The following is a 22,732-nucleotide window of genomic DNA, read 5'->3' on the forward strand; positions in this document are numbered from 1 at the left end:
ATTTTTTTGTCACAATTATTTTAGTTAGAAGCCGCTTGAACGTTAATTAATCCTTTTCCATAATAGAACGAATTACCAAGCGGTGTTGCCGTATTTTCTAAGCGCTGACGAACCTGAGACGTTGATAGATTCGGATACTTAGAAAGGATAAGCGCTGCTGCTCCTGCTACATGAGGAGATGCCATTGATGTTCCCGTATAAGACGTATATCCACTGCTTGGCACTGTACTTAAAATCGATGTACCAGGTGCAGAAACATCTAATTCAGGACCTGCGCTAGAAGACGAGTTTCTGACATTGTTGCTGTTCACGTTGGCAACAGCAATTGTAGAGTCGTATTTTGCAGGATAGCCAACGGTGCTAGTAGAGCCAGTTGAACCTGAATTCCCTGCTGCGGCAACGACAACTACTCCGCGGTTATTCGCTGTGTCTACAGCATTTTTAAGCGCTGTGGAGCCGTTTGGTCCGCCTAAGCTCATATTGATGACATCCATGTTATTGGCAACAGCCCATTCAATACCACTGATAATCCAGCTGTATTGTCCATCTCCGTTTCGATCTAACACTTTAACGGCATACAAGGAGGCGCTTGGCGCAACCCCAAGAACACCAATCGTGTTATCAAGGGCAGCAATGGTTCCGGCTACGTGAGTTCCGTGTGATTGAAAGTCTTGTGTGGCATTTGGCTCTGAAGGGACGAAGCTAGCACCGCCTGCAACATTTAAGTCAGGGTGTGCGGCGTGGATTCCAGTATCAAGGACAGCTACTTTGACGTTAGCACCTTTATAACCTTGAGCGTGTACGGCTGGAGCTTTGATTTGAGGGATACCATAAGGGACAGTTTGGGCATATGCTTCTGCTTTGTGGTCTTCTTCTACATAAGCAATGCTAGGGTCGTGTTCAAGTTTTTTTGCGGCTTGTTCAGACATCTTCACTTGTGCAGCATTAATGAGGCGGTATTGTTTTTCCAATTTCCCACCATTTTGTGTCACTGCTTGTTTCTTAGAGCTGTTTGTGGTGGCAGAAGCTTTAAAGCCAACGATATAGCTTTTTTCGCTTTCTGACTTTGAGGCAGTCTCGGCATTTGCCATCGAGCCTCCAAACCCTGCTGAAAACAGAAGAGGGACAGCCAATAAAACACTTGTCATCACATTTTTCTTTTTCACGCACATTCCACATCCCTTTTTTCTTATTTCAGAATAATCATCCGTAGTCTATAAGAATGATCCGTTTGATTATTCTGTATTTTCAGTTTAATAGAGATAGGCAAATAAGAGTAGGCCCGAATTTTTGTGGAAGTCCTAGCGAAAAATAGGGAATTAAGTCGCTTGGAATTGATGGTAAAATATGTTTATTCTATATTTCCAACGGTTTTCTATTAAAAAGGAATCGTGCTTTTTTTCTCATGATCTATTTGAGGATAAACATTCGATACCCGAAATGCCATAAAATAGGTAGAAAAGGCTATCATCTATTTCGAATTTCGATATAAAAAAATATTATTTTATCATTGTTTTTGACATGAAAAAGAACCTGTTATGAAAACAGGTTCTTTAAGAAGGGGCAGATTGTGTTAAATGGCTGACCACGTTGTAATCGTTCACCTTCCATTCACCATCTGTCCATTCCACATAATTTAAGCAGGCATTCTCAAGTCTTGTATCCTTAATACCCATATGTTCGTCAGCTAGTGAGGTGAGTAAGGCATGGATGGCAGCACCGTGTGCTACGATTATTACCCGTTGATCTGGGTAGGTTGCTCTCACTTTTTCGATACCTTCTAGCATTCGATCTTGAAGTGCCGATAGTGGTTCCATATTTGGATACTGTTTATTCGGAAACAGTTTCTGACGTTCCTCAAATGACATGCCTTCAGCGTCGCCATAGTCACGTTCAATAAAATCGTCCATGATCACGAGCGGTGCATGTACATGCTGTAAAATCAAATGAGCTGTTTCTTTTGCCCTTGATAGCGGACTGGAAATGACAACATCCCAGTGGGCATCTTTTAAGTAAAGACCGGTTTGTTCCGCTTGCCATTTACCAGTGTCATTTAAAGGGATATCTGTTCGTCCTTGAATTCGTTTCGCTGCATTCCAATCGGTTTCACCGTGTCTGACTAGGCAAATTGCTGTCAATCAAATCCCGCCTTTTCTATCTTTTCTTCTATTATACTAAAACAGAAGAAGAATGACTGGATCAGTGATTTGTCAGACTCGTTAAGGATTCGACCGAACTTGCCACTTGGGACACAGTTTGTTTGACTTCTTTCAATTCGTTTAGGAATGTTTGCAAATCTATTTCAATTTTTCCGTTTTGGTTTTTGCTTAAGTTCATGCTGCTGACGATATCATCGAATAGCGAGTTGATTTGGGTCATTTTTTCTTTACTGTCTGTCACAAGTAAATTCACATCAGCAATATGCTGTGACACAATGGCGATTTGTGAATTTGTGTTGTTGACGAGCTCAGATACAGTTGAAACCGTTTTCTTTGTATCCTCTGATAATTTGCGAACCTCATTTGCAACGACAGCAAAGCCTTTGCCATGTTCACCTGCTCGAGCTGATTCGATTGAAGCGTTTAAAGAGAGTAAATTCGTTTGCTCCGCAATACCTGTGACGATCCCAAAAATTTGTTCAATTTGTTTCGCGATTTCTTCTAAGCGTTTAATTTCTGTTTCAATCTTTGTCATACTGCCGTCAATTTGGTTCATTTGCGTCTGCTGAATTTCTAACTCTTTTTTACCGCCAATTGATTTCTCTTCAACTTGTGCAGAAATCTTTGTGCCAGCCTGTGACATATCCGCCATCTCATCAGATTTTGATACAAGTTTGTCCACTGCATTTGTTGTGTTTGAGAAGAGAGAAGCAAGTGAATTAGATGTTTCTGTAATTTTTGTATGAAGCTCTTTTTGCTGTAGTTCTGCTTCATCACGAACTTTAGAGTATTCATTTTGGAACGTATCTAGGACAAGCTGCTGCTCTAGATTTAAAATTTTCGTCGTCGCTTTCACTGCCGTCTGATATTCTTTGAAATCTTGGATATGCTGGGCAAATAAATCCATTATGGATAGCAATAGGTCTTGGAAGGCTGCCATATACCATTTAGGTTGAAGTCCAATTCTTAAATGAACTTGTGCAATTTTAATTCTTTTGGCCACATAAGATTCGTCAATCACACCGGCAAACATTTCACTAATATGAATGCGTAGTGTTTTCTTTAGACGCTCGACTGAGCTGTTATCTTGAATGATGTGCATCAAGGAAGACTCGACTTCTAGGTTTTTATAAAATTTATCGACGATATGTTCAATTTCATCTTGAACGATTGGATTCAGCTGTTTCAAGATAAAAAGGTCTTGCTGCGTCAAATCAATCATTTTAATTTGTTTGGCAATGTCCGTATTCTCCGGAAAATTGATTCGTTTTATCCCATCATCCTGCTGTGTGAAAAAAGCAGTGTTTTTCTTTTTACTCTCTTTTTTAAATAACAATGTGTTTGTCCCCCCATAATCATCACAAATATCAGACTTTATGTTTTTTATCGGATAATTTTGGTTTTATTAAAGGGAAAACAGTGAAATTTTACTGTTCTTTATATGACCTTTTTAGTGGTTTTTTAGCCGGACCTTCTACTACTTCTCCCGTAATGGAGAAGCGAGACCCGTGACAAGGACAGTCCCACGTGCGGTCACTATTATTCCACGCGACTTCACAGCCTAAATGAGTACAGGTTGTATCGACAAGAAAGATATCGCCGTCCTCTGACTTAAATGCGCCACATTTTTTATGCTCATAAGACACAATCCCGCCTTCACCCGGTTTTAAATCATCAATTGTTTGATCAGCTCGTTTTAATTTACCGCTGATTAGCTTCGCTGCAACATTGGTGTTTTCTTTGATAAAGTCTTTTACGAATGCGTCTGACACGAGTCTTGATGGAGTAAAGATGGATTCGTAAGGATTCGATTTTCCTTCGATCAAATCTCCGATCAGTGTCGCTGCTACGTGGCTTGTGGTCATGCCCCATTTTCTAAAGCCTGTTGCCACAAAAATATTCGAATGATGTGATGTCAGGCGGCCAATGTAAGGGATTTGATCCATTGTGACCATATCATGCGTGGACCAACGGTAAAGGACTTCCGTTATGCCAAGGGTGGTTTCTCCAAACTTTTCTAGTGCTTCATAGTGTGCGGATTCATCTCCGCCTTGTCCGGTTTTATGGCCTTGTCCACCGATGAGCACGACATCTTCTCCATGGAATTTCGCCGTTCTTAATGAATGGGCAGGCTGATCAATTCCTAAGTACATGCCGTCTGGAAGCGGTTTTTTTGTTTTGGCTGCGACGACATAAGATTGCTCAGGATGGATTCGCGTGAAATACAGTCCTTTGCCATCGTAAAAAGGAAAGTGTGAGCATGAAATGATAGAGCGCCCCATCAGATGATGACCACTTTTTGTGATGACAGCAGGGTGTTTTCCTTCTTTTACATCGACTGCCGTTGTCTGTTCAAATATGCGCACGCCTCGGTCAATGAGCTGATCGATCAGTGCATGAAGATAATGAAGAGGATGAAATTGTGCTTGCTGCGTCATGGCGAGGGCTACCTTGATGCCAGCATCAAACGGGAGCGCTGTTTTCCATTCGCGATCGATACCGAGCTGTTTGTACGCATCTAATTCCTTCCTTAACTTTTTGACGCCGTTTTCTTCTGTTGTATAAAGGTAAGCATCTTTTACCTCAAGCTGACAATCAATGTCATACTCTTTCACACGTGCTTGGATGAGCTCCTTTGCTTTTTCATTTGCTTCTACATATAAACGGGCTTTCGGCATACCAATATGCTGAATCAGCTCATGATAGTACACATCATGCTGGGAAGTAATTTTCGCTGTCGTATGTCCAGTGGTTCCTTGCAATACTTGATCAGCATCTATGATGATGACATCCAGTCCGCGTTCTGTCATTTCAAATGCAGTAGCGATACCGGTAATACCGGCACCGACAATGATGACATCTGCTGTAAGATCTTCGCTGACAGTAGGAAAAGAGGGCTTCTCACTATCAGCTAGCCATAACGACTTTGCTTGTTCCGATCCTTTATGTTCATGTTCCATGTTGTCGCCTCCAGTCACTTGTTGTGTATAATTTTTCCACGATGCTGAAAATCATACATTTTAATGAAAACAAGAGCGAAATACATAAAAAAATGAGCAACACATAAAAATAAACGAGATAAAAAGGAAGGAGTGGACTGACGTGTCAACAAAGCAGCCAAAGAAAACGTTACCGCCTCAGCATCAGAACGAACGTCCAGGACTTGAATATAAAATGAACCCTAGACCTATCTTTGATCGAGAGGTGCAAGGCAAAAAGCTGACAGGGAAAACGGCGATTGTCACAGGTGGAGACAGCGGGATTGGAAGAGCAGTATCTGTCTTATTTGCGAAAGAAGGAGCCAATGTAGCGATTGTTTATTTGAATGAACATCGTGATGCGGAAGAAACGAAGGACTATATTGAAAAGATGGGAGGCCGCGTCATTTTAATATCAGGTGACCTAGGGGATGAAGCTTTTTCAAACGAGGTCGTCAAACAAACAAAAGATGCTTTCGGTTCGATTGATATTTTGGTCAACAACGCAGGTGAACAGCATCCGCAAAAAAGCATTGAACAGATTACCTCTCACCAGCTTCTTCGGACATTTCAAACGAATATATTTGCCATGTTCTATTTAACAAAAGCGGTGCTCCCTCATTTAAAGAAAGGAAGCAGTATTATTAATACAGCATCGGTCACTGCTTATAAAGGTCATGAAACCTTAATTGATTATTCATCGACAAAAGGGGCGGTTGTAACGTTTACAAGATCATTATCTCTATCTCTTATCAAACAAGGGATTCGGGTAAATGGGGTAGCGCCTGGACCGATTTGGACACCGCTGATTCCATCCACATTTACGGAAAAGGAAGTGTCTGAATTTGGTGGAGATGTCCCAATGGAGCGGCCTGGTGAGCCAGTAGAGTTAGCACCGAGTTATTTATTTTTAGCGAGCGAAGACTCTTCTTATATGAATGGACAAATGATTCATGTGAATGGCGGAACCATATTAAATGGATAAAAACAAAAAACTTGCGGTAAAGAGACAAGTTTCTGTCTCTCTGCCGCAAGTAAAATCATCATGATTGATGTAAGCAATGTTCTGCATATTGAGCTGACAGGTCATTAAAACGCTTTTCATCACGCTGATCTAGAGCCTTGTCAATCTCTTCTCTAAGGAAGGTTAAGCGCTGTTTATAAAGCGCCTCATCTAAAACCATTTGAATATAAATGTCTAAAATAGTAACGCCATTCTCTTCGGTTTTTTGGGTGTTGCGGGACTTCATGAGCTCAGCATACGTTTTTTTCTCTTTCATAAAGAATCCCCCCGATGCCTTTTTTATAGTATATGGATTGGCGGAGAAAAAATCAACAAGAATTTATAATTTTTAGACAATTTATTTTTGAGCCATATCGACACCCCTTGTCCAGTCGACAAGATGCGATATATCTTTAAAAATGGCTTTTAGATAGATCGAATGTACTAAATAACATGATAAAAAGATAATTTTAAATAAATATTGAAAAAATCCTGTCGTTTCTTATACGTTGGTGATAGATTAATAGTATCTAAAATAACCAAAAATTAACACAGGAGGAAATGAAGTGTCAGGAATTAGTGAAACACCATTAGATTCATACGTCATTAATCAAACAACAATGGCGGTCCTTCCGGTTGAAGAAGGAAAACGAGTATATTCAAAAGTGATCGAAAGAGAGACAAGCTTTTACGTTGAATTAAAGCCGCTGCAAATTATAGAACGCAGTTGCAGGTTCTTTGGCTCAAGCTATGCAGGCAGAAAAGCGGGAACATATGAAGTAACAGGTATATCACACAAGCCTCCCATCGTGATTGACTCATCCAATCATCTGTATTTCTTCCCAACCTATTCATCCAACCGCCCTCAATGCGGATGGATCTCCCACAAATACATTCATAACTTTCAGGAATCATCCCTCGGAGATACGGTTGTTACTTTTACAAATGAGCAATCGGTCAAACTAGATGTCTCATATAAGTCATTTGAGAGTCAGGTACACCGAACAGCGTATCTCCGAACGAAATTTCAAGATCGACTTGATGGAGGTCTTCCTAAGAAACAAGAATTTATGCTGTATCCAAAGGAACAGCAGCTCAACCTTGTGTATGATTTTATCTTAAGAGAACTTCGTAATCGTTATTAGTGAGAGACCAGCGGCAGACAGCCGCTGGACTGCTTACTCATCGCCATCACTTTTTTGCAGAAAAAACCATTGATTATCATATAAAAAAATATATAATTTATCTATATCGTATATTTTTTTATATAACGAAAGGGGTCATGGGGATGATGTATGAAGAACTGGATACGCCGGCACTACTCATTGATAAACGGGTGATGATGGAGAATGTAGCGGCGATGCAGCAATACGCAGACCGTCAGCATGTCAAATTGCGCCCTCATACGAAAACTCATAAAACGCCTGCACTTGCCAAACTGCAGGAAGAGAAAGGTGCATCTGGCATTACGGTGGCGAAAGTAGGAGAGGCTGAAGTCATGGCAGCCCATGGGCTAAAGGATATTTTTATCGCCAATCAAATTGTAGGTGAGATTAAACTCAAGCGGATTCGTAAACTGGCAGAGTCGATACAGATTTCATTCGGTATAGATTGTGTTGAGCATGTGAAGCAGATTGAGCAAGTCTTTTGTGAATCAGAGAAAAAAGCGGAGGTTTTAATTGAGATAGAGGTTGGAGAGGGAAGGTCTGGTGTCATTGAAGAACGTGATTTCTGCCACATATTAGAGGCGATTCAAACAAGTGATGCCGTTCATTTAAAGGGGATTTTTTCTCATGATGGTCATACGTATCAAGCGGAAAGTAAAGCACATTGCCGGACATTATACAAGGAGGCTGTTAATCGAACGCTCCGTTTTGCACAGATTGCAGAAGAAGCTGGTATGCCGCTAGAGGTCGTCAGTATTGGATCAACACCGCCATTTTTATTTCAATTTGATATTCCAAAAGGAGTCACAGAAATACGGCCAGGCACATACATCTTGATGGATGCTTCCCAGTCCAATGTAATCGGCACATATTCACATTGTGCAGCATCTGTGCTGACGACGGTCATTAGTAAACCGACAGAGCGCCGGGTGATTACAGATGTAGGGGCCAAGGGGCTGACGGCACAAACGCGTACAAAAGGGCTGACCAAAACAGAGGGCTTAGGCAAAGTGAAAGAATATGATGATGTATTTGTTTCAAGCGTATTTGACGAGCATGCCATTATCTATCATGAAGGCTTTCGTCAAAGTGTACAGATCGGTGAGAAGGTGCAAATGATTCCGAATCACATCTGTCCTGCTGTGAATCTTCATGAAAAAGCATACCTCATTCAAGATGGCAAGGTGGTAGAAGAGCTGGAGATTGCTTGTAAAGGAAAGCTGCAATAAATTGGTAGGATCATAGAGGGTGTTGCCGCTATGCAGAGCAGAATATAAGGCAGCTTCCATTCTAAGAAAGATCATCATTTGAAATCCATACATCTAAGGAAAAGGCGCCGAAAGGGGTCTTTTTTATTTGAGAAAAAATGACGAAGATGAAATAGATTGAAACCAAATGTGCCTTTCTCGTCGTCTATTGACTGTATCATCATGAAATGGCAGGGAAATGTGAACCATTAGAAGGATTTTCATTCATTTCCGCATAAATCACAGAAGTGATACATGCGGTCTGTTACAATAAAAATAAGTCATTTCTTACAAGGTGTTCGTATGAGGTAAAAGTTGATCATATTTGACCGATATGAACAAATGGGAAAGAGAAATGGGGGCCCTGTATGAAAAAACGATGGCATTTGATGCTGCTATTTACCGTGACAGTGACACTACTCACGGCCTGCAATCAAGCAGGTCAGCCGCCTTCAAAACAAAACACAAAAGAAGCTGCGTATGAACAATGGGTTCAGCGTTATATGGATGAGTTAAATGAAGCATATGAAAACATGACCGATCAATTTATTTCGGATGGACATGGAAAAATTCAAGTAAATGAAAAATTGACAAAAGCGACGAAAGCATTCGACCGTGTCATTCAAAAAGGGCTTACTCATCAAGAAGTGCCAGCTGTGTATCAAAAGGCAGACAAACAATTAAAGGCAGGTCTTGCTTCATTTGAAAAAGGAATTAGCAAGGTAGAGCAGCTGTTAAAGCGTCCTGATCAAGAAAAGCTGTTTATGTCAGCCACTCAACATTTTCAAGATGGATTGCAAGAGACAGCCTCTTTCATTGAAGAAGTGGGAAACGTTCAGCAATCACAATGAAAAGCCTGGAAGGGAGACTTCCAGGCTTTTTTAGATGTGCAGTGTTTGCTTTAATCGGCGTACACCTTCTTGAATCATGGCTTCATCCGTACAGGCAAAACCAAGCAGCAACCCTTTCCTTTTGCTTTCATAACAATAGGGGCTTAATGGATAAATGCCGACACCTGCCGCTTTTGCGGCCTCAATCGTACCTTGTTCATCAAAGTCTGATGTTCCTTCCAAAAAGACGTGAAGGCCTGTATCGGTTCCATATAAACGGAAGTGTTTGTCAAAGTGATGTGTCAAAAGAGCATCCATCATCGCTGCCTGCCGTTTTTTATACACCTGTCTCATCCGCCTGACATATCGCGTAAACTCTCCTTCTCTGAAAAAAGAGGCAAGAGTGATTTGCTCCATGATCGGCAGCTGTCTTTGAATAAGTGATTGCAGTGCAGCGATTTCTTTAATGACTGCTTTGGAGCCGATGATGGCAGCAAGGCGGATGCCTGGAGCAAGTACCTTGGAAAAGCTGACAATATAGATCACATGATCGGGTGCTTCTGAAAATAAAGAAGGAAGCGGTCCGCCATGATAACGATAATCCCCATCGAAATCATCTTCCAATATATAAGATTGAGCCTTCGCAGCAAACTGCAACAGCTCCCGTCTTCTATTGACGCTCATACAGACACCGGTTGGCCGCTGATGAGAGGGCGTTACAGCGATCAGCTTTGTACGTTCTGGCAATGTATTCACCATCATTCCTTCTTCATCGACTGGTGCGGGGTAAATAGTCATTTCGCGATGTAAAAAGGACAACCTTGCTCCAGGAAAACCAGGATCTTCAACAGCGACTGTATCTCCTTTTTTGAGCATGACTTGTGAAATCAAGTCAATGGCTTGCTGTGTGCCTCCTGTTAACACCATTTGGTCTTCTTCTATATCAATGCCGCGTTCAACCGATAAGTATTGGCGAATTTCAGAACGTACTTCCCATAATCCATGCGGAGAAGAATAGCCCCAATCTTTCATATTTAAGCGCTGTAATGCTTTTAGAAGCGAGCGTTTCCATATGTTTTGAAAATGGTCGTCGATGGCTGGTTCTTGATGGCGGAAATCAATCTCAAGTGTGTCATGAAATTGATTGGCCGAGAGCCAGTGATCCATTTGTTTTTCAGCCTCGTCAAAGTGAGGTCTTGTCGGAAGTGCAAAAGGCGGTTCGTTTTGATGCGGGGGAGAAGCAGCATAGTGATTACTTGAAATGACCTTTGTCCCGCCTCTTCTAGAGGTGCTGACATAGCCTCTTGCCAGCAGTTCATCATAGGCAAGCTGTACGGTGGATCGAGATACGTTGAGCTCTTGTGCTAATACTCTTGTTGGAGTCAACTGATCATCAGGATTCAGTGTGTTTGTATGAATTTTTTGAATGATGCCATTGACGATTTGCTGCCAGAGTGGGGTAGAGCTGGAACGGTCTAAATGAATGTACACAGTGCACCTTCTTTCCTTTTCATATCATCATTGATGATGACATGGAATTATGGACTGGTCAATAGCTTCATTTTTGGATGTGGGAAGAAATCCAAATGATGTGTACACTGGTTCATATCATTTACACAGAGGAGAGAGTCCCATGATTCCTGCATCAAAAGAAGAAACAGCACAGCTATCTATGATTCCGTTTGTGTTCGTTTTATTTAGCCTTTTTATGATTACAACAGCAGTGAACCTGCAAGTCCCTCTTTATACGGAATATGCAGAGCAGGCAGGATACGGAAAGGCGTCAACAGCCCTTGTGTTTGCTGTGTATGTTTTCGGACTGATTCCAGTATTATTGTTACTTGGCGGCATGTCTGACCGGGCAGGACGAAAACCGATTTTATTGATCGCACTTTGCTTTTCATTATGTGCCACCCTGCTCATGATCGTGCATCCGACCATACAAATGCTCTTTGTCGCCCGGCTGCTGCAAGGAGTGGGACTTGGGTTAAGTGTTGGCACATGTACTGCCTACTTGATTGCTTTATATCCAGAGAAATCGGGCTGGATCCCAACGTTTATCGCATTATGCAGTTCGATTGGATTTGGAGGAGGTGCTCTTTTTACAGCGATTCTTTCTTTTGAGCAAGTGTCACTGACGCCTCTTAGCTATTGGATTGTGTTGGTCTTGATTATGTTGACGATTGTTGCTGTATTCTTTTTGGTGCCGCCTGTACAAGGGGAGGCAAGTAAACCGCTAATGAACATGCCGAGGTTTCCAAAAGGGACAATGCCTGCGAACATAGCCATTGCTATCGCATGGTCTGTGTGCGGTCTTGTCATTTCGATTTTGCCAGCACAGCTTAAATTAAATGGCTATGAATTGTGGGTAGGCCCGGCGCTGTTTTTTATTAATATGGCAGGTGTTCTGATGCAGCCTTTTGTCCGAAAGATGAATAGCAGTGCAGCGCTTCGTATCGGTTTTATTTGTCTTCCGTGTGGATATGGCCTGTTGTTATTCGGTGCTAATAGCGGGTCCATTTTCCTTGTCCTTGCTGGAACTCTTTTAGCGGGCACAGCTTGCTATGGATTTACTTACTTAGGCGGTCTCCAGCTGATTGTTGAGAAAGGGAAGAAGGAAGCGGCTAGAGCCGTTGCTGGATATTACTTGTTTGCGTATCTAGGTCTTGGCATACCAAGTGTGTTCGTTGGTCTCTTTGCTGATATGTACGGTACTCAGACAGTGTTAACGCTCTTTTTCATGCTCGTGTTGTCTGCCTGTCTGATCTTGTTTAGTTTAAGTTTCAGAGAGAGGCAAAAGTGAAATGGATTCTTTCTCTTTCCTCTCCAATTCGTTTAAAATAAAGACAGAAGAGGGGGAGGGAAATGAAAAAAGTACAGCTAAATGGTGCGATGTGCAGATCACAAGAGGAGCTTCATGATCAACTAAAAACAGTGTTACAACTTCCTGATCATTACGGCAAAAATCTTGATGCCCTTTGGGACTGTTTAACAGGAGAAGTGAGCTTGCCTTTAGAGCTCACGTGGATTCATTATCAAGCAAGCAAAGACGAGCTTGGTGATTATGCAGAGAATTTGCGGCAGTTATTTCAAGAGGCTGAAGAGGAACTGCAAGGGCAGTTTCAATTGAATATTGAAGCGTAAAAAAGCAGCTGATCCCAAAAGCTGTTTTTTTTATGCGGTTTTCACCCTCATTCTACTATTGAATATTTCACTAAATATGATAATATATGAACTGTCGCTTAATTGATAATGATAATCATTTGTGGCAGAGAGCTTGATAGAAAGTGTGAACCCTGTATGAAGTTGTACCAATTAAGTTTGTTGTTTGTGTGTTTGGCATGTGCGTCGCTGTTTGTCGGGGTACAGGACCTGTCTCTTTTACAGTTGTTTCATCTATCAGATGAACAAATGAACACCTTATTTTCAAGTCGCATCCCGCGGCTGATGAGTATTGTGCTTGCTGGCATGAGCCTGAGCTTATGCGGTTTTATTATGCAAAGCATGACGAGAAATAAATTTGTCTCTCCAACGACTGCAGGAACAATGGATTGGGCCAAGCTGGGTATTTTAACCGCCATGCTTGTTTTTACACAGGCAAGCCCGCTGATGAAAATAGCGATTGCGTTTTTATTTACGTTAGCTGGCAATCTATTATTCTTAAAAATTTTACGCCATATTAAGGTGAACGATACGATCTACGTACCGTTAGTCGGCTTAATGTTTGGCGGAATTGTTAGTTCAATTTCCACGTTTATAGCCTATAAATATGATTTGATCCAAAACGTATCCGCATGGCTGCAAGGGGATTTTTCTCTTATTGTTCAGGGGCGTTATGAACTGCTCTATGTGAGTGTTCCTCTATTGATCATCGCGTATTTATATGCTGACCGCTTTACAGTGGCTGGTATGGGTGAGAGCTTTGCCGTCAATTTAGGTTTAACGTATAAACGTGTCATGGCAGTTGGTTTGGTGATTGTTTCGATGATTACGTCTGTAACGATTTTGACTGTTGGCATGCTGCCATTCCTCGGCTTAATCATTCCGAATATTGTATCGATCTACCGAGGGGATCACTTGAAAAAAAGCCTGCCGCATACGGCTTTATTAGGGGCCATTTTTGTGCTCATATGTGATGTACTCGGACGGGTGATCATTTATCCATATGAAATATCTGTCGGGCTTATGGTTGGCATCATTGGAAGTGCGATCTTCCTGTACATGTTATTAAGGAGGAAGCGCTATGCATAAGAAACGAACATTATTTCTCATTGCAGCCATTGCAGCCGTATTCGTTGTCATCTTCGTCACCTTTCAAATGGGGTACTGGGAGTATACAGTGCCGAGCCGTTTAAAAAAGGTGCTTGCCATGACTTTGACAGGAGGCGCGATTGCCTTTTCTTCTGTTGTGTTTCAAACATTGACCAACAACAGAATCTTAACGCCAAGCATTTTAGGGTTAGACGCGCTTTACTTGTTTTTGCAAACGGCGATTATTTATCTTTTTGGATCGACCAACTTGATGATCGCGAATAAGAACCTGAATTTCTTTCTCTGCGTTGGATTAATGATTCTTTTTTCTGTGCTGCTCTATACGGTCATGTTCAAACGCAAAAACAAGCATATTTTCTTACTCCTGCTTGTCGGGATTGTGTTTGGAACATTGTTCAAAAGTCTTTCTTCCTTTATGGAAATGCTCATTGACCCGAATGAATACCAAGTCGTACAGGACAAGTCTTTTGCCAGCTTTAATCACATGAACACAGATATTTTACTCTTCGCTTCTCTTTTATTTGCGGCACTTTGTCTTTATATATGGACCTTCCGCGCGAAATTAGATGTCATGTCATTAGGAAAGGAACAGGCTGTGAATCTTGGGATTGACTATGACGGGATCACAAAAAAGATGCTGATCGTCATTGCCGTCCTTGTTTCGATTGCGACGGCCCTCGTCGGCCCGATTACGTTTCTTGGCTTACTCGTCGTCAATGTGGCAAGAGAGCTGTTTCGTACATATCGGCACACGTACTTGCTATTAGGCTCGTTTTTCATTAGTGTCATTGCGCTTGTAGGCGGGGAATTTCTTGTGGAAAAGGTATTTACGTTTCAAACACCGCTTAGTGTGCTAATTGATTTAGTCGGCGGACTGTATTTTATTTATCTACTTTTAAAGGAGAGTCGTTCATGGTCGTGATGAAGGGAGTCAGTAAGACATATAACGGAAAAACAGTGCTTCACGAAACAACTGTCAGTGTAAAAAAAGGACAGCTGACCTCTCTCATTGGTCCAAATGGCGCAGGCAAAAGTACGCTTTTGTCCATCATGAGCCGCCTGATTCAACCTGATACTGGGGAAGCTTATTTAGAGGACAAACCTTATCGTGCGTACTCTCCTCAGGAGCTTGCGAAAAAAATGAGCATCTTGAAGCAGTCGAACCACATGAGTGTGCGTTTGACCGTTCGTGAGCTTGTCAGCTTTGGCCGCTTTCCTTACTCTCAAGGCCGCTTGACAAAAGAAGATGAGAACATGATAGATGTGTCGCTTCAATACATGAGACTTGTCGAAATCCAGCATCAATATTTAGATGAACTAAGCGGCGGACAAAGGCAGAGAGCCTTTATTGCCATGGTGCTGGCTCAGGATACGGATTATATTTTCTTAGATGAGCCTTTAAATAATTTAGATATGAACCATTCAGTTGAAATGATGAAGCTGTTTCAGCAGCTCGTGAAAGATCTTGGAAAAACGATTGTTGTTGTTCTCCATGATATTAACTTTGCATCTGTCTATTCAGATCACATCGTCGCCTTAAAAGAGGGTCAGGTGATCAAAGAAGGAAGCGTTGATGAAGTGATTCAAACAGAAGCACTTGAACACATTTATGACATGCGCATACCGATCGAAGTCATTCGTGGTGAGCGTATTTGCTTATATTTTTCTTGAAAAAATGAAGAGGTGATCAATCATGAAAAAATGGATTTGGATGATAACAGTATTAACAGCGATTGCTGTCCTTGCTGCCTGTGGTAACCAAGGAGAAACAGCGGGAACGAATGAGGAAACCGTAACAGTAAAGGATATGTTGAATAAAGACGGTGTGAAGGTCAAGAAAAACCCGAAAAAAGTCGTCGTCTTTGATATGGGAAGTCTCGATACACTTGATAAGCTTGGTGTCAACGTGACAGCCTTACCAAAACAAGTGATTCCTCACTATTTATCTAAATATGAAAGTGACAAATATGAGAATGTCGGCGGGTTAAAAGAGCCAAACTTTGAGAAAATTGCAGAGATGAAGCCTGACTTGATCATTATTCAGCACCGTCAAGCAGATGCATTTGATGAATTTTCTAAAATTGCTCCGACGATTTATATGGATGTAGATAATGCAAACTATATGGAATCATTTAAAAAGAATGCTGAAACATTAGGAAAGATTTTTGATAAAGAAGACCAAGTGAAAAAAGAACTTTCTGCCATTGACCAAAAAGTGGCTGCATTAAAGAAACAAGCAAAAGAGTTAAAGAAAAATGGTCTCGTCATTATGGCGAACGACAGCAAAATGACGGCATTTGGTCCTAAGTCAAGATATGGTCTGATCCATGATGTATTTGGCATCACACCAGCAGATCAAAAGCTAGAGCCATCTGATAAACATGGACAAAGCATTTCGTATGAGTATATGGTCAAAACGAACCCAGATTACTTATTTGTCGTGGATCGAGGCGCGGCGATTGGAGAAGAAACGTCTGCGAAACAGCTTGTTGAAAATGATTATGTGAAATCAGTCAAAGCGGTTAAAAACAATCATGTGGTGTATTTAAACTCTGACATGTGGTATTTAGCAGGCGGCGGCCTTGAATCATTGAATGCGATGATTGATGAAGTGAAAAAAGGAATTGAACAAAAGTAATGGATGAAAAGCTGCTTATTTTGAGCAGCTTTTTTATTGTGGATACATAAAAATATGTTGCGTGCAGGAAACTTTCATCAAAATATGTTATAGTGGAACCTACATTGTGAGACTAAGATAGAGTGAGGGTTCGGAAAGGATGAAGGAGAAAACAAGATCAAAAAGAAGGCTAAGACCTTGGGTGAAAGTCGTGCTGTTTATCATGGCATTTGTCATGATCATGGCAGTATCTGTCACAGGATACGCATACTATAAAATTTCAAAAGCGTCGAATAAAGCGCAAGTATCTTTAGAAAGAGGAGAGACCTCGCAAAAGCGTGTGAAAGCTTTTGATCCAGGAAAGGATAGCTTTTCGGTGCTGCTCTTAGGGATTGACAGCCGTCCAGGTGAAACGGTAGACGAAGCAAGAAGTGATGCGGTCTTACTGGCGACGGTGAATCGAACAGACAAAACGATCAAGCTCCTAAGTATTCCTCGTGATTCTTATGTTGATATACCGGGGAGAGGATATGATAAAATTGCTCACGCCCATGCGTTTGGGAGTGCAGATTTATCAGTCAAAACGGTAGAGAATTTGTTAAACATCCCGGTAGACTATGTGATTGCAGGAAACTTTAAGGCGTTTCAAGACATTGTCGATGAGCTAAATGGAATTGACGTAACGATTGAAGATGAAGGCATTGCAAAACAAATGGAAAAGGATTCGAAAGGAAAAGTTCATGTGGAAACCGGCACGCATACGCTCAGTGGTGAAGAAGCATTAGCGTTTGTGAGAACGAGAAAGGCAGATAGTGATCTCATGCGTGGAAAGCGCCAAATGGAAGCACTTCAAGCCATCTTTGAAAAATCCAAATCCATTTCTTCCATACCGTCTTATGACAACATCATTGATACACTTGGGGATAACGTCTCCACCAATTTATCCATGAAGCAGTTGATCGGTCTATTCCCTTTACTGAGTTCATTAAAATCAGTGGATACCATTCAGTTAAAAGGGCACGATTACCAGCCTGGGAATGTGTATTACTTTGAGTTAGATGGACCAGGATTAGAAGAAGTGAGACAAGAGCTGAGAAAACAGCTCGAATTATCATAATTGAGAAAGAGCCTGCCGCTGTGGCAGGCTTCAGCGTGTAGACAAACCCTCGCATTCTTTGTCAGTCCTGCGTGCTGGTGCTCACGAATGTGAAATTCGCTCCGCGCCAGTACTCGTCCTTTCTAGACTGCAAAGGTTTTCTATCACGGTGAAAAGAAGACAAAGGGCTAAAATAAAGTTCATTTTAGCCTTTTGTCAACAATCTGGAGCCTGCCACTGTGGCAGGCTTTTTTTAATAATAGAGGGTTGCAGGCATCGTTGGGTACCACACACCATTTAAAGCAAGCGCCCAGCCATACACCTTTTGACCTGATTCAATCTTGTCCTTTACCGAAGTGAGCGCTTCGTATGAAAAGACTTGATAAGCCTGTCCGGTTTTTTTTGCGACAATGACCGATAGAATATTGTCATTGAATACACTTGGCTCTTCGTCCGTACTCGTCCAAGCAATTCGATTATAGTAATTCATGTTGAAAGGATTTTCGAGTGCTTTCACTTCAAACTTCACTCGTTTTCCAACGATAGAAACCGTTGTATAGGCTACACTTGTTATTTGTGCAGATGCTGCTGGGGCTTGTTTTCCTGTCTGCAGTGGTTCTAATGCTGACACTGTGCTTGGCACAAGTAATCCTGCTGCTAAGGTGAGTGCTGTTATTTTTTTGAACATGAGTCGGAACCTCCTAATTTTTGGTATAACAATCAATTCGCCAAAAACTGAAAAGTCCCTTCTATAAATGTAAAATATAACCATATTATTTTCCTGAATGGAGGAAATAATGGGTGAGCATTTCCTCTACACGATGACGTATACGGGGATTAAAATATTTATGCTTTTCTTCATAGCCATTTATCAGAAATAAATATGTCGTAAATCCTTCATCGTGTTCAATTTGCTGTACGTTCATTTTTTCTTTACGTAACTGTTGTTTCAGTTGATAAAGGGCTTTTTGTGCTTCTTTTAATGAAGAGGTGACTAGCTGAATATATGGTTCATTTAGTTTGAATGTTTGATGTTTTTTAAGGTACGTCAAATCACGATTGAGGATGGAGATGACCATTGGAAGAAAGATGGCCTGTTCCATCATCTGAAGCTGTACGCTTGATAATCTCGTCATGTCCATGCCTGCTTTCTTTATTTATAGAACATTTGTTCTTATTTATTATATCGGATGAGTTAAAAAATCTCAAGGGGGGCTGAGAGGGATTCATTTGTATATTTTTATGTTTTCCATGTAAAATGAAAGATAGACAAACCTTGAAGGAGTCAAACAAGTTGCCATTATTTCTTTCTATATTTACTCATGAAAATATCACATCATTTTTTGAAAGCTACAAGGCTTTTGGACCCATTGTGGCTATATTACTCCCTTTAATAGAAGCATTTCTACCGTTTTTACCTCTCGTGGCATTTGCGGTGGCCAATGCAAATGCTTTTGGGCTATGGGAAGGCTTTTTATTGACCTGGATTGGTGCAAGTGCAGGGTCTATCCTTGTCTTTTTACTGATCAGAAAATTTGGACAGATGAGGATGCTGAACTTTATTAGCAGACACCCTTCTATTCAAAAGCTAATGCTTTGGGTTGAAAAGCGGGGATTTGGTCCGTTATTTATTTTACTCTGCTTTCCTTTTACACCTTCTGCTGCCGTTAATGTCGTAGCAGGTCTATCAAGAATCAGCGTCTGGCAGTTCTCATTAGCTGCTTTATCAGGGAAGTGTGTCATGCTCTTTATTATTAGTTTTATCGGCTATGACATTTCAGCTTTAGTAAAGAATCCGTTAAGAAGTGTTTTTGCGGTTCTAGTCATTGCTTTATTATGGTATGTTGGAAAGAGAGTAGAAAATAGGTTGAATATTCGGATGAGTCAGCGTGAGGACAAAGGAGGCTCTTAATGAAAAAGAAGCCATTGCTATGGTTCATGATTATTACATGCATCGTCTTGTTGTTCCAAGTAAAGAATTTCATGTTTGTCACGTACAAAGTAGAAGGGGTTAGTATGGACCCGACATTTACAGATGGAACAGAATTATTAATTAACAAGTTCTCGCCAAAACTCACGAAAATTAGCCGGTTTGACTATGTGTTATTTCATGGCCCTAAAAATCAAATATTGATCAAACGGGTCATTGGACTTCCAGGAGAAACAATCAAATATGAAGATGATCAACTGTTTGTTGATGGTGTAAAATGGAAAGAGCCGTATTTAAAAGAGCAGAAAAAACATAAAATGGGCAACGTCCTAACAGGTGATTTTCAGCTGAAAGCCATCACCGGTCGTCAGAACATACAAAACAATCATTACTTCGTGATCGGAGATAATCGAATACATAGCTTTGACAGCCGGCATTTTGGAACGATCTCAAAGGATCAAGTAGTCGGTGTAAAAAGGAATCATGATGAATAAAAAAGAGCCGCTCTGCTTATGCAAAGCGGCTCAGCGTGTAGACAAACCCTCGCATTCGTTGTCATGTCTGCGCTCCAGTGCTCACGAATGTCAAATTCGCTCCGCTCTGGTGCTCGACCTTCCTAGACTGCAAAGGTTTTCTATCACGCTGAAAAGAAGACAACGGGCTAAAATCAACATCATTTTAGCCCGTTGTCAGACAATCTGAAAGCCGCTCTGCTTATGCAAAGCGGCTCTTTTTATTTAGCGGCTTTATAATCAGTCTGTCTTTTTGCCCAGACATGATGTAAGAAACGAAAAAACGGTGGCAGCATGGCGATGACCAAAATAATTCTGACGACTTGTACAGCCACAACAAATGTGGAATCCTCATGAAGTGTAACAGCTGTTGTCGCCATTTCCGCAATACCGCCAGGCGAAAAAGCAAGAATGGCCGTAATGACAGAAATACCTGTTATTTCTGCAATGGCAATTGAACTGAGAACGGTCGCAGCAATCAATCCGGCTGAGCTGACGACGGCCACAATCAAGGTATTTTTTAGCCCGACAAACATTTGTTTATTCATTTTTGACCCGATGGTTGCCCCTAGAAATACTTGTGACGCAATGTTCGCTTGGGCTGGCCAGTAAGGAATCAAATCATGACCTGTCAAGGCGCCTGCCCCTACTTGGAGAGCCGCCACACCTAACATACTGCCGATGAGCCAAGGGGCGGGAAAGTGAAGACGCACGGCTAGGCGTGACATCAGCCATGCCCCTAAAATGAGTGCAGCAGTCCAAGAAATGTTTGATATTGTGAAAACGCCTGATGAGAAGGCGCTGCCTTGGGCGACTACCACATCTGATTGGCTTTTTGTATTTAAATAAAATACCGTAAATGGAATGGTCAGTACGACCATTAACACACGTATCGTTTGTACGAGACTCACTACAGCTGTATTAGCTCCAACCTCTTGGGCGATGCCAGGCATAGCGGAAAGACCGCCGGGGGCAGTGCCGACAAAGCTGGTCAGCATATCTGTTTTACTCAGCTTCCATAAGACAAACCCGGAGAGCATGGCTAATAAAATAGAAAAAACGAGCATGAAACTCACGGGAAGCCAATTTTCAGCGAAAATGTGAAGGACTTTCATGTTCATTTTTTGTCCTAGTTCGATTCCGAGAATGAATTGACCAAGGAGTAGCCATCTGCTGTGAATACGTAAGGTATTCTTTCCTTTACGCTGAAACAGGGCGGGACGGCGCAGGGCAATAAATGCAGCTGTCATTAATGTGCCAATCATCCAGCCGATAGACATCCCTGTTAGAGACAAAAGGAATCCACCTAAACCGCTTACCGCAATCAAAATGAGATCGGTTCGAAGGCTGTTTCCTTGCTTCATCACGTATAAACCTTCTTCCTGTATATTTGTTCAGTAAGTGAAATGTTGTTATCTTCACTATAATACAAAAGTCTCTATAAATAAAATACGAATTTTTTTAGTATTTTCATAAGATTAACTTATGTTTAACTTATGTTTAACTCTGTTAGAAAAAAGATTGTTTTTGATATAAATGACATATAATTTTCGCCAAAAACAAATACAATATACAACGATTTTCCCCTATTTTTGTTATCTGTTGACTATCATTTTCAATTACACTACAATGCTTAGTGTGAGGTGATGACATGAAAATTCCTTCTTTTAAATATAACGAAAAGGGATTGAACCGCTTTTTCGGTCCTTTAGAAGGAAGGATTATGGAGATCCTTTATCAAGGTGAGGATATGCCGATTAAAGAGGTACAGCAGAAGCTGTCAGATGAGAAGCCAATTAATTTCAACACGGTCATGACGGTACTCAATCGATTAACCGAAAAAGGAATTGTGGAAAAGAAAACAAAAGGGCGTTCATCTATCTATAACCCTGTTTTAACAAAAGAAGAATTTCTAAATGAGCAAACGAAATGGATTACTCAAGGACTGATGGATGATTTCGGCCCCCTTGCAGTCAATCATATGGTGGACGCAATTGAAAGTGCTGATCCTGAATTACTGAAGGTACTCGAAGCAAGGCTTGCATCCAAAAAAGAGGAGAAACGACATGATTAAAATGAAGTCGAGTCTGCTGTTTTTAGGCGGTATATTGATTGGCTTAGTGATCTTTTACCAGATGGGCTATTATGTACTCTCAAGCTTTTTTGGCTGGAATCAAGCATATAACCTGATCCATGTATGTCAATCTGTTCTCGAATTTTATGGATTCACTCCTTTAAAGTATTTTCTGGATGCGTTCGTCTTGTATACGCTTGGTTTTGCTGTTTTCTATATGACGAAGCAGGTCAGAAAGTATCTTCATTTCAAAAGAAATATGATGATGGCAGTCGATCAACATTCAACGCAAAGTCTATCAGACAAGTATAGAAATGAGATCATTGTGTTTCATTGCCATGAACCGCTTGCTTTCGCAATGGGGATGCTTCGGCCAAAAGTGTATCTCTCAACAGCGCTTATAGACATGCTGAATGAAGGAGAAATCGATGCTGTTATCTATCACGAATTACATCACAAATACAGCTACGATCCTTTAAAGACTTTCGCTTTCTCTATGCTCACAAAAGTGATTTGGTACATTCCAGTGTTAAAGCATATGAGACAAAGTTACTCCGTTTTTCGTGAAGTCATTGCAGATGACTATGCCATTCAGCAGACAGGGACTGAGCTTGGAGTAGGGCAAGCCCTTTTGAAACTCATTAAAAATAGAACCCAGTTTCAAAAACAAACGAAATTTGCCGTGTCCTTTGGAGATCGAGCATTGAATTTAAGAATCCAAAAGATCTTAAACCCAACATACAACATACCGTTCAATGTACCACTTATCCCAATTGTGACATCAACCATCCTCATGTTGGTCTTAATGATTATGCTCAACTTAAATTACTAATTTTTTTTTACGAATG

At 41.1% G+C, this 22,732-nt stretch carries 24 protein-coding genes; 15 read left to right on the forward strand and 9 right to left on the reverse strand.

The features are described from left to right. Positions 1–20: 20 nt before the first annotated feature. From NST24_RS05255 to NST24_RS05270, 4 genes are all read right to left on the reverse strand, one after another. Positions 21–1,166, reverse strand: a complete 1,146-nt coding sequence (locus NST24_RS05255) for a S8 family peptidase (protein ID WP_046526644.1) — start codon at positions 1,164–1,166, stop codon at positions 21–23. A gap of 387 nt (positions 1,167–1,553) precedes the next feature. Further along, complete coding sequence (locus NST24_RS05260; protein ID WP_335372504.1) at positions 1,554–2,138, reverse strand: histidine phosphatase family protein; 585 nt, start codon at positions 2,136–2,138, stop codon at positions 1,554–1,556. Positions 2,139–2,199: 61 nt separating this feature from the next. Beyond that, positions 2,200–3,495, reverse strand: coding sequence for a globin-coupled sensor protein (locus tag NST24_RS05265; protein ID WP_007497200.1), 1,296 nt, complete (start codon positions 3,493–3,495; stop codon positions 2,200–2,202). Positions 3,496–3,586: 91 nt separating this feature from the next. Beyond that, positions 3,587–5,119 (reverse strand): FAD-dependent oxidoreductase, encoded by a 1,533-nt coding sequence (locus NST24_RS05270; protein ID WP_342462417.1) that lies wholly within the window; start codon positions 5,117–5,119, stop codon positions 3,587–3,589. A 142-nt stretch (positions 5,120–5,261) separates the two neighbouring features. On the opposite strand from NST24_RS05270, the gene NST24_RS05275 reads away from it, so the two are divergent. Next, the gene (locus NST24_RS05275) at positions 5,262–6,122 is read left to right on the forward strand and encodes an SDR family oxidoreductase (protein ID WP_058337510.1); all 861 of its coding nucleotides are present in this window, start codon (positions 5,262–5,264) and stop codon (positions 6,120–6,122) included. A gap of 58 nt (positions 6,123–6,180) precedes the next feature. Here NST24_RS05275 and NST24_RS05280 read toward each other — a convergent pair whose 3' ends face one another. Beyond that, positions 6,181–6,417, reverse strand: a complete 237-nt coding sequence (locus NST24_RS05280) for an IDEAL domain-containing protein (RefSeq protein WP_008348804.1) — start codon at positions 6,415–6,417, stop codon at positions 6,181–6,183. A gap of 289 nt (positions 6,418–6,706) precedes the next feature. On the opposite strand from NST24_RS05280, the gene NST24_RS05285 reads away from it, so the two are divergent. From NST24_RS05285 to NST24_RS05295, 3 genes are all read left to right on the forward strand, one after another. Continuing rightward, on the forward strand, positions 6,707–7,285 hold the full coding sequence (locus tag NST24_RS05285; RefSeq protein ID WP_041507498.1) for a competence protein ComK: 579 nt from the start codon (positions 6,707–6,709) through the stop codon (positions 7,283–7,285). Between the two features lie 143 nt (positions 7,286–7,428). After that, positions 7,429–8,535 carry a D-TA family PLP-dependent enzyme gene (locus NST24_RS05290; protein WP_268430746.1) on the forward strand — a complete coding sequence of 369 codons (1,107 nt, stop codon included), beginning with the start codon at positions 7,429–7,431 and terminating at the stop codon, positions 8,533–8,535. Positions 8,536–8,921: 386 nt separating this feature from the next. Then, positions 8,922–9,404 carry a hypothetical protein gene (locus NST24_RS05295; RefSeq protein WP_138278362.1) on the forward strand — a complete coding sequence of 161 codons (483 nt, stop codon included), beginning with the start codon at positions 8,922–8,924 and terminating at the stop codon, positions 9,402–9,404. Positions 9,405–9,434: 30 nt separating this feature from the next. Here the strand turns inward: NST24_RS05295 and NST24_RS05300 are convergent, their stop codons facing one another. Further along, positions 9,435–10,874, reverse strand: coding sequence for a PLP-dependent aminotransferase family protein (locus tag NST24_RS05300; RefSeq protein WP_025207099.1), 1,440 nt, complete (start codon positions 10,872–10,874; stop codon positions 9,435–9,437). 142 nt (positions 10,875–11,016) lie between these two features. On the opposite strand from NST24_RS05300, the gene NST24_RS05305 reads away from it, so the two are divergent. The 7 genes from NST24_RS05305 (at position 11,017) to NST24_RS05335 (ending at position 17,389) form a co-directional block, all read left to right on the forward strand. Further along, positions 11,017–12,186: an MFS transporter gene (locus tag NST24_RS05305; RefSeq protein ID WP_342462418.1), complete on the forward strand. Its 1,170-nt coding sequence runs from the start codon at positions 11,017–11,019 to the stop codon at positions 12,184–12,186. 62 nt (positions 12,187–12,248) lie between these two features. Beyond that, positions 12,249–12,527 carry a barstar family protein gene (locus NST24_RS05310; protein WP_041507495.1) on the forward strand — a complete coding sequence of 93 codons (279 nt, stop codon included), beginning with the start codon at positions 12,249–12,251 and terminating at the stop codon, positions 12,525–12,527. A gap of 156 nt (positions 12,528–12,683) precedes the next feature. Further along, on the forward strand, positions 12,684–13,634 hold the full coding sequence (locus NST24_RS05315) for an ABC transporter permease (RefSeq protein WP_342462419.1): 951 nt from the start codon (positions 12,684–12,686) through the stop codon (positions 13,632–13,634). After that, positions 13,627–14,577, forward strand: coding sequence for an iron chelate uptake ABC transporter family permease subunit (locus NST24_RS05320; RefSeq protein ID WP_019743340.1), 951 nt, complete (start codon positions 13,627–13,629; stop codon positions 14,575–14,577). The genes NST24_RS05315 and NST24_RS05320 overlap by 8 nt, the downstream gene beginning before the upstream one ends. Beyond that, positions 14,568–15,326, forward strand: coding sequence for an ATP-binding cassette domain-containing protein (locus tag NST24_RS05325; protein ID WP_019743341.1), 759 nt, complete (start codon positions 14,568–14,570; stop codon positions 15,324–15,326). The genes NST24_RS05320 and NST24_RS05325 overlap by 10 nt, the downstream gene beginning before the upstream one ends. 22 nt (positions 15,327–15,348) lie before the next feature. After that, positions 15,349–16,293, forward strand: a complete 945-nt coding sequence (locus tag NST24_RS05330; RefSeq protein ID WP_216895851.1) for a siderophore ABC transporter substrate-binding protein — start codon at positions 15,349–15,351, stop codon at positions 16,291–16,293. Between the two features lie 139 nt (positions 16,294–16,432). Continuing rightward, on the forward strand, positions 16,433–17,389 hold the full coding sequence (locus tag NST24_RS05335; protein ID WP_007499147.1) for an LCP family protein: 957 nt from the start codon (positions 16,433–16,435) through the stop codon (positions 17,387–17,389). A gap of 232 nt (positions 17,390–17,621) precedes the next feature. Here the strand turns inward: NST24_RS05335 and NST24_RS05340 are convergent, their stop codons facing one another. Further along, positions 17,622–18,056: a hypothetical protein gene (locus NST24_RS05340; protein WP_039167431.1), complete on the reverse strand. Its 435-nt coding sequence runs from the start codon at positions 18,054–18,056 to the stop codon at positions 17,622–17,624. 85 nt (positions 18,057–18,141) lie between these two features. Next, positions 18,142–18,504 carry a hypothetical protein gene (locus NST24_RS05345; protein ID WP_017360224.1) on the reverse strand — a complete coding sequence of 121 codons (363 nt, stop codon included), beginning with the start codon at positions 18,502–18,504 and terminating at the stop codon, positions 18,142–18,144. Positions 18,505–18,662: 158 nt separating this feature from the next. On the opposite strand from NST24_RS05345, the gene NST24_RS05350 reads away from it, so the two are divergent. Together NST24_RS05350 and lepB are read left to right on the forward strand one after the other, a co-directional pair. After that, positions 18,663–19,280 carry a TVP38/TMEM64 family protein gene (locus NST24_RS05350; RefSeq protein WP_017366969.1) on the forward strand — a complete coding sequence of 206 codons (618 nt, stop codon included), beginning with the start codon at positions 18,663–18,665 and terminating at the stop codon, positions 19,278–19,280. After that, a complete protein-coding gene (lepB, locus tag NST24_RS05355; protein ID WP_007499139.1) occupies positions 19,280–19,792 on the forward strand; it encodes a signal peptidase I in 513 nt (170 codons plus the stop codon). The genes NST24_RS05350 and lepB overlap by 1 nt, the downstream gene beginning before the upstream one ends. Before the next feature lie 239 nt (positions 19,793–20,031). Here the strand turns inward: lepB and NST24_RS05360 are convergent, their stop codons facing one another. Further along, the gene (locus tag NST24_RS05360) at positions 20,032–21,174 is read right to left on the reverse strand and encodes an AbrB family transcriptional regulator (RefSeq protein WP_007499137.1); all 1,143 of its coding nucleotides are present in this window, start codon (positions 21,172–21,174) and stop codon (positions 20,032–20,034) included. Positions 21,175–21,461: 287 nt separating this feature from the next. Here NST24_RS05360 and NST24_RS05365 point away from each other — a divergent pair, with 287 nt between their 5' ends. Both NST24_RS05365 and NST24_RS05370 read left to right on the forward strand, forming a co-directional pair. Further along, positions 21,462–21,884, forward strand: a complete 423-nt coding sequence (locus tag NST24_RS05365) for a BlaI/MecI/CopY family transcriptional regulator (RefSeq protein WP_007499135.1) — start codon at positions 21,462–21,464, stop codon at positions 21,882–21,884. Then, positions 21,877–22,716: a M56 family metallopeptidase gene (locus tag NST24_RS05370; RefSeq protein ID WP_342462420.1), complete on the forward strand. Its 840-nt coding sequence runs from the start codon at positions 21,877–21,879 to the stop codon at positions 22,714–22,716. The genes NST24_RS05365 and NST24_RS05370 overlap by 8 nt, the downstream gene beginning before the upstream one ends. Positions 22,717–22,732: the final 16 nt, after the last annotated feature.

It is taken from the genome of Bacillus sp. FSL R5-0286 (assembly GCF_038593245.1).
Classification (GTDB): domain Bacteria; phylum Bacillota; class Bacilli; order Bacillales; family Bacillaceae; genus Bacillus; species Bacillus altitudinis.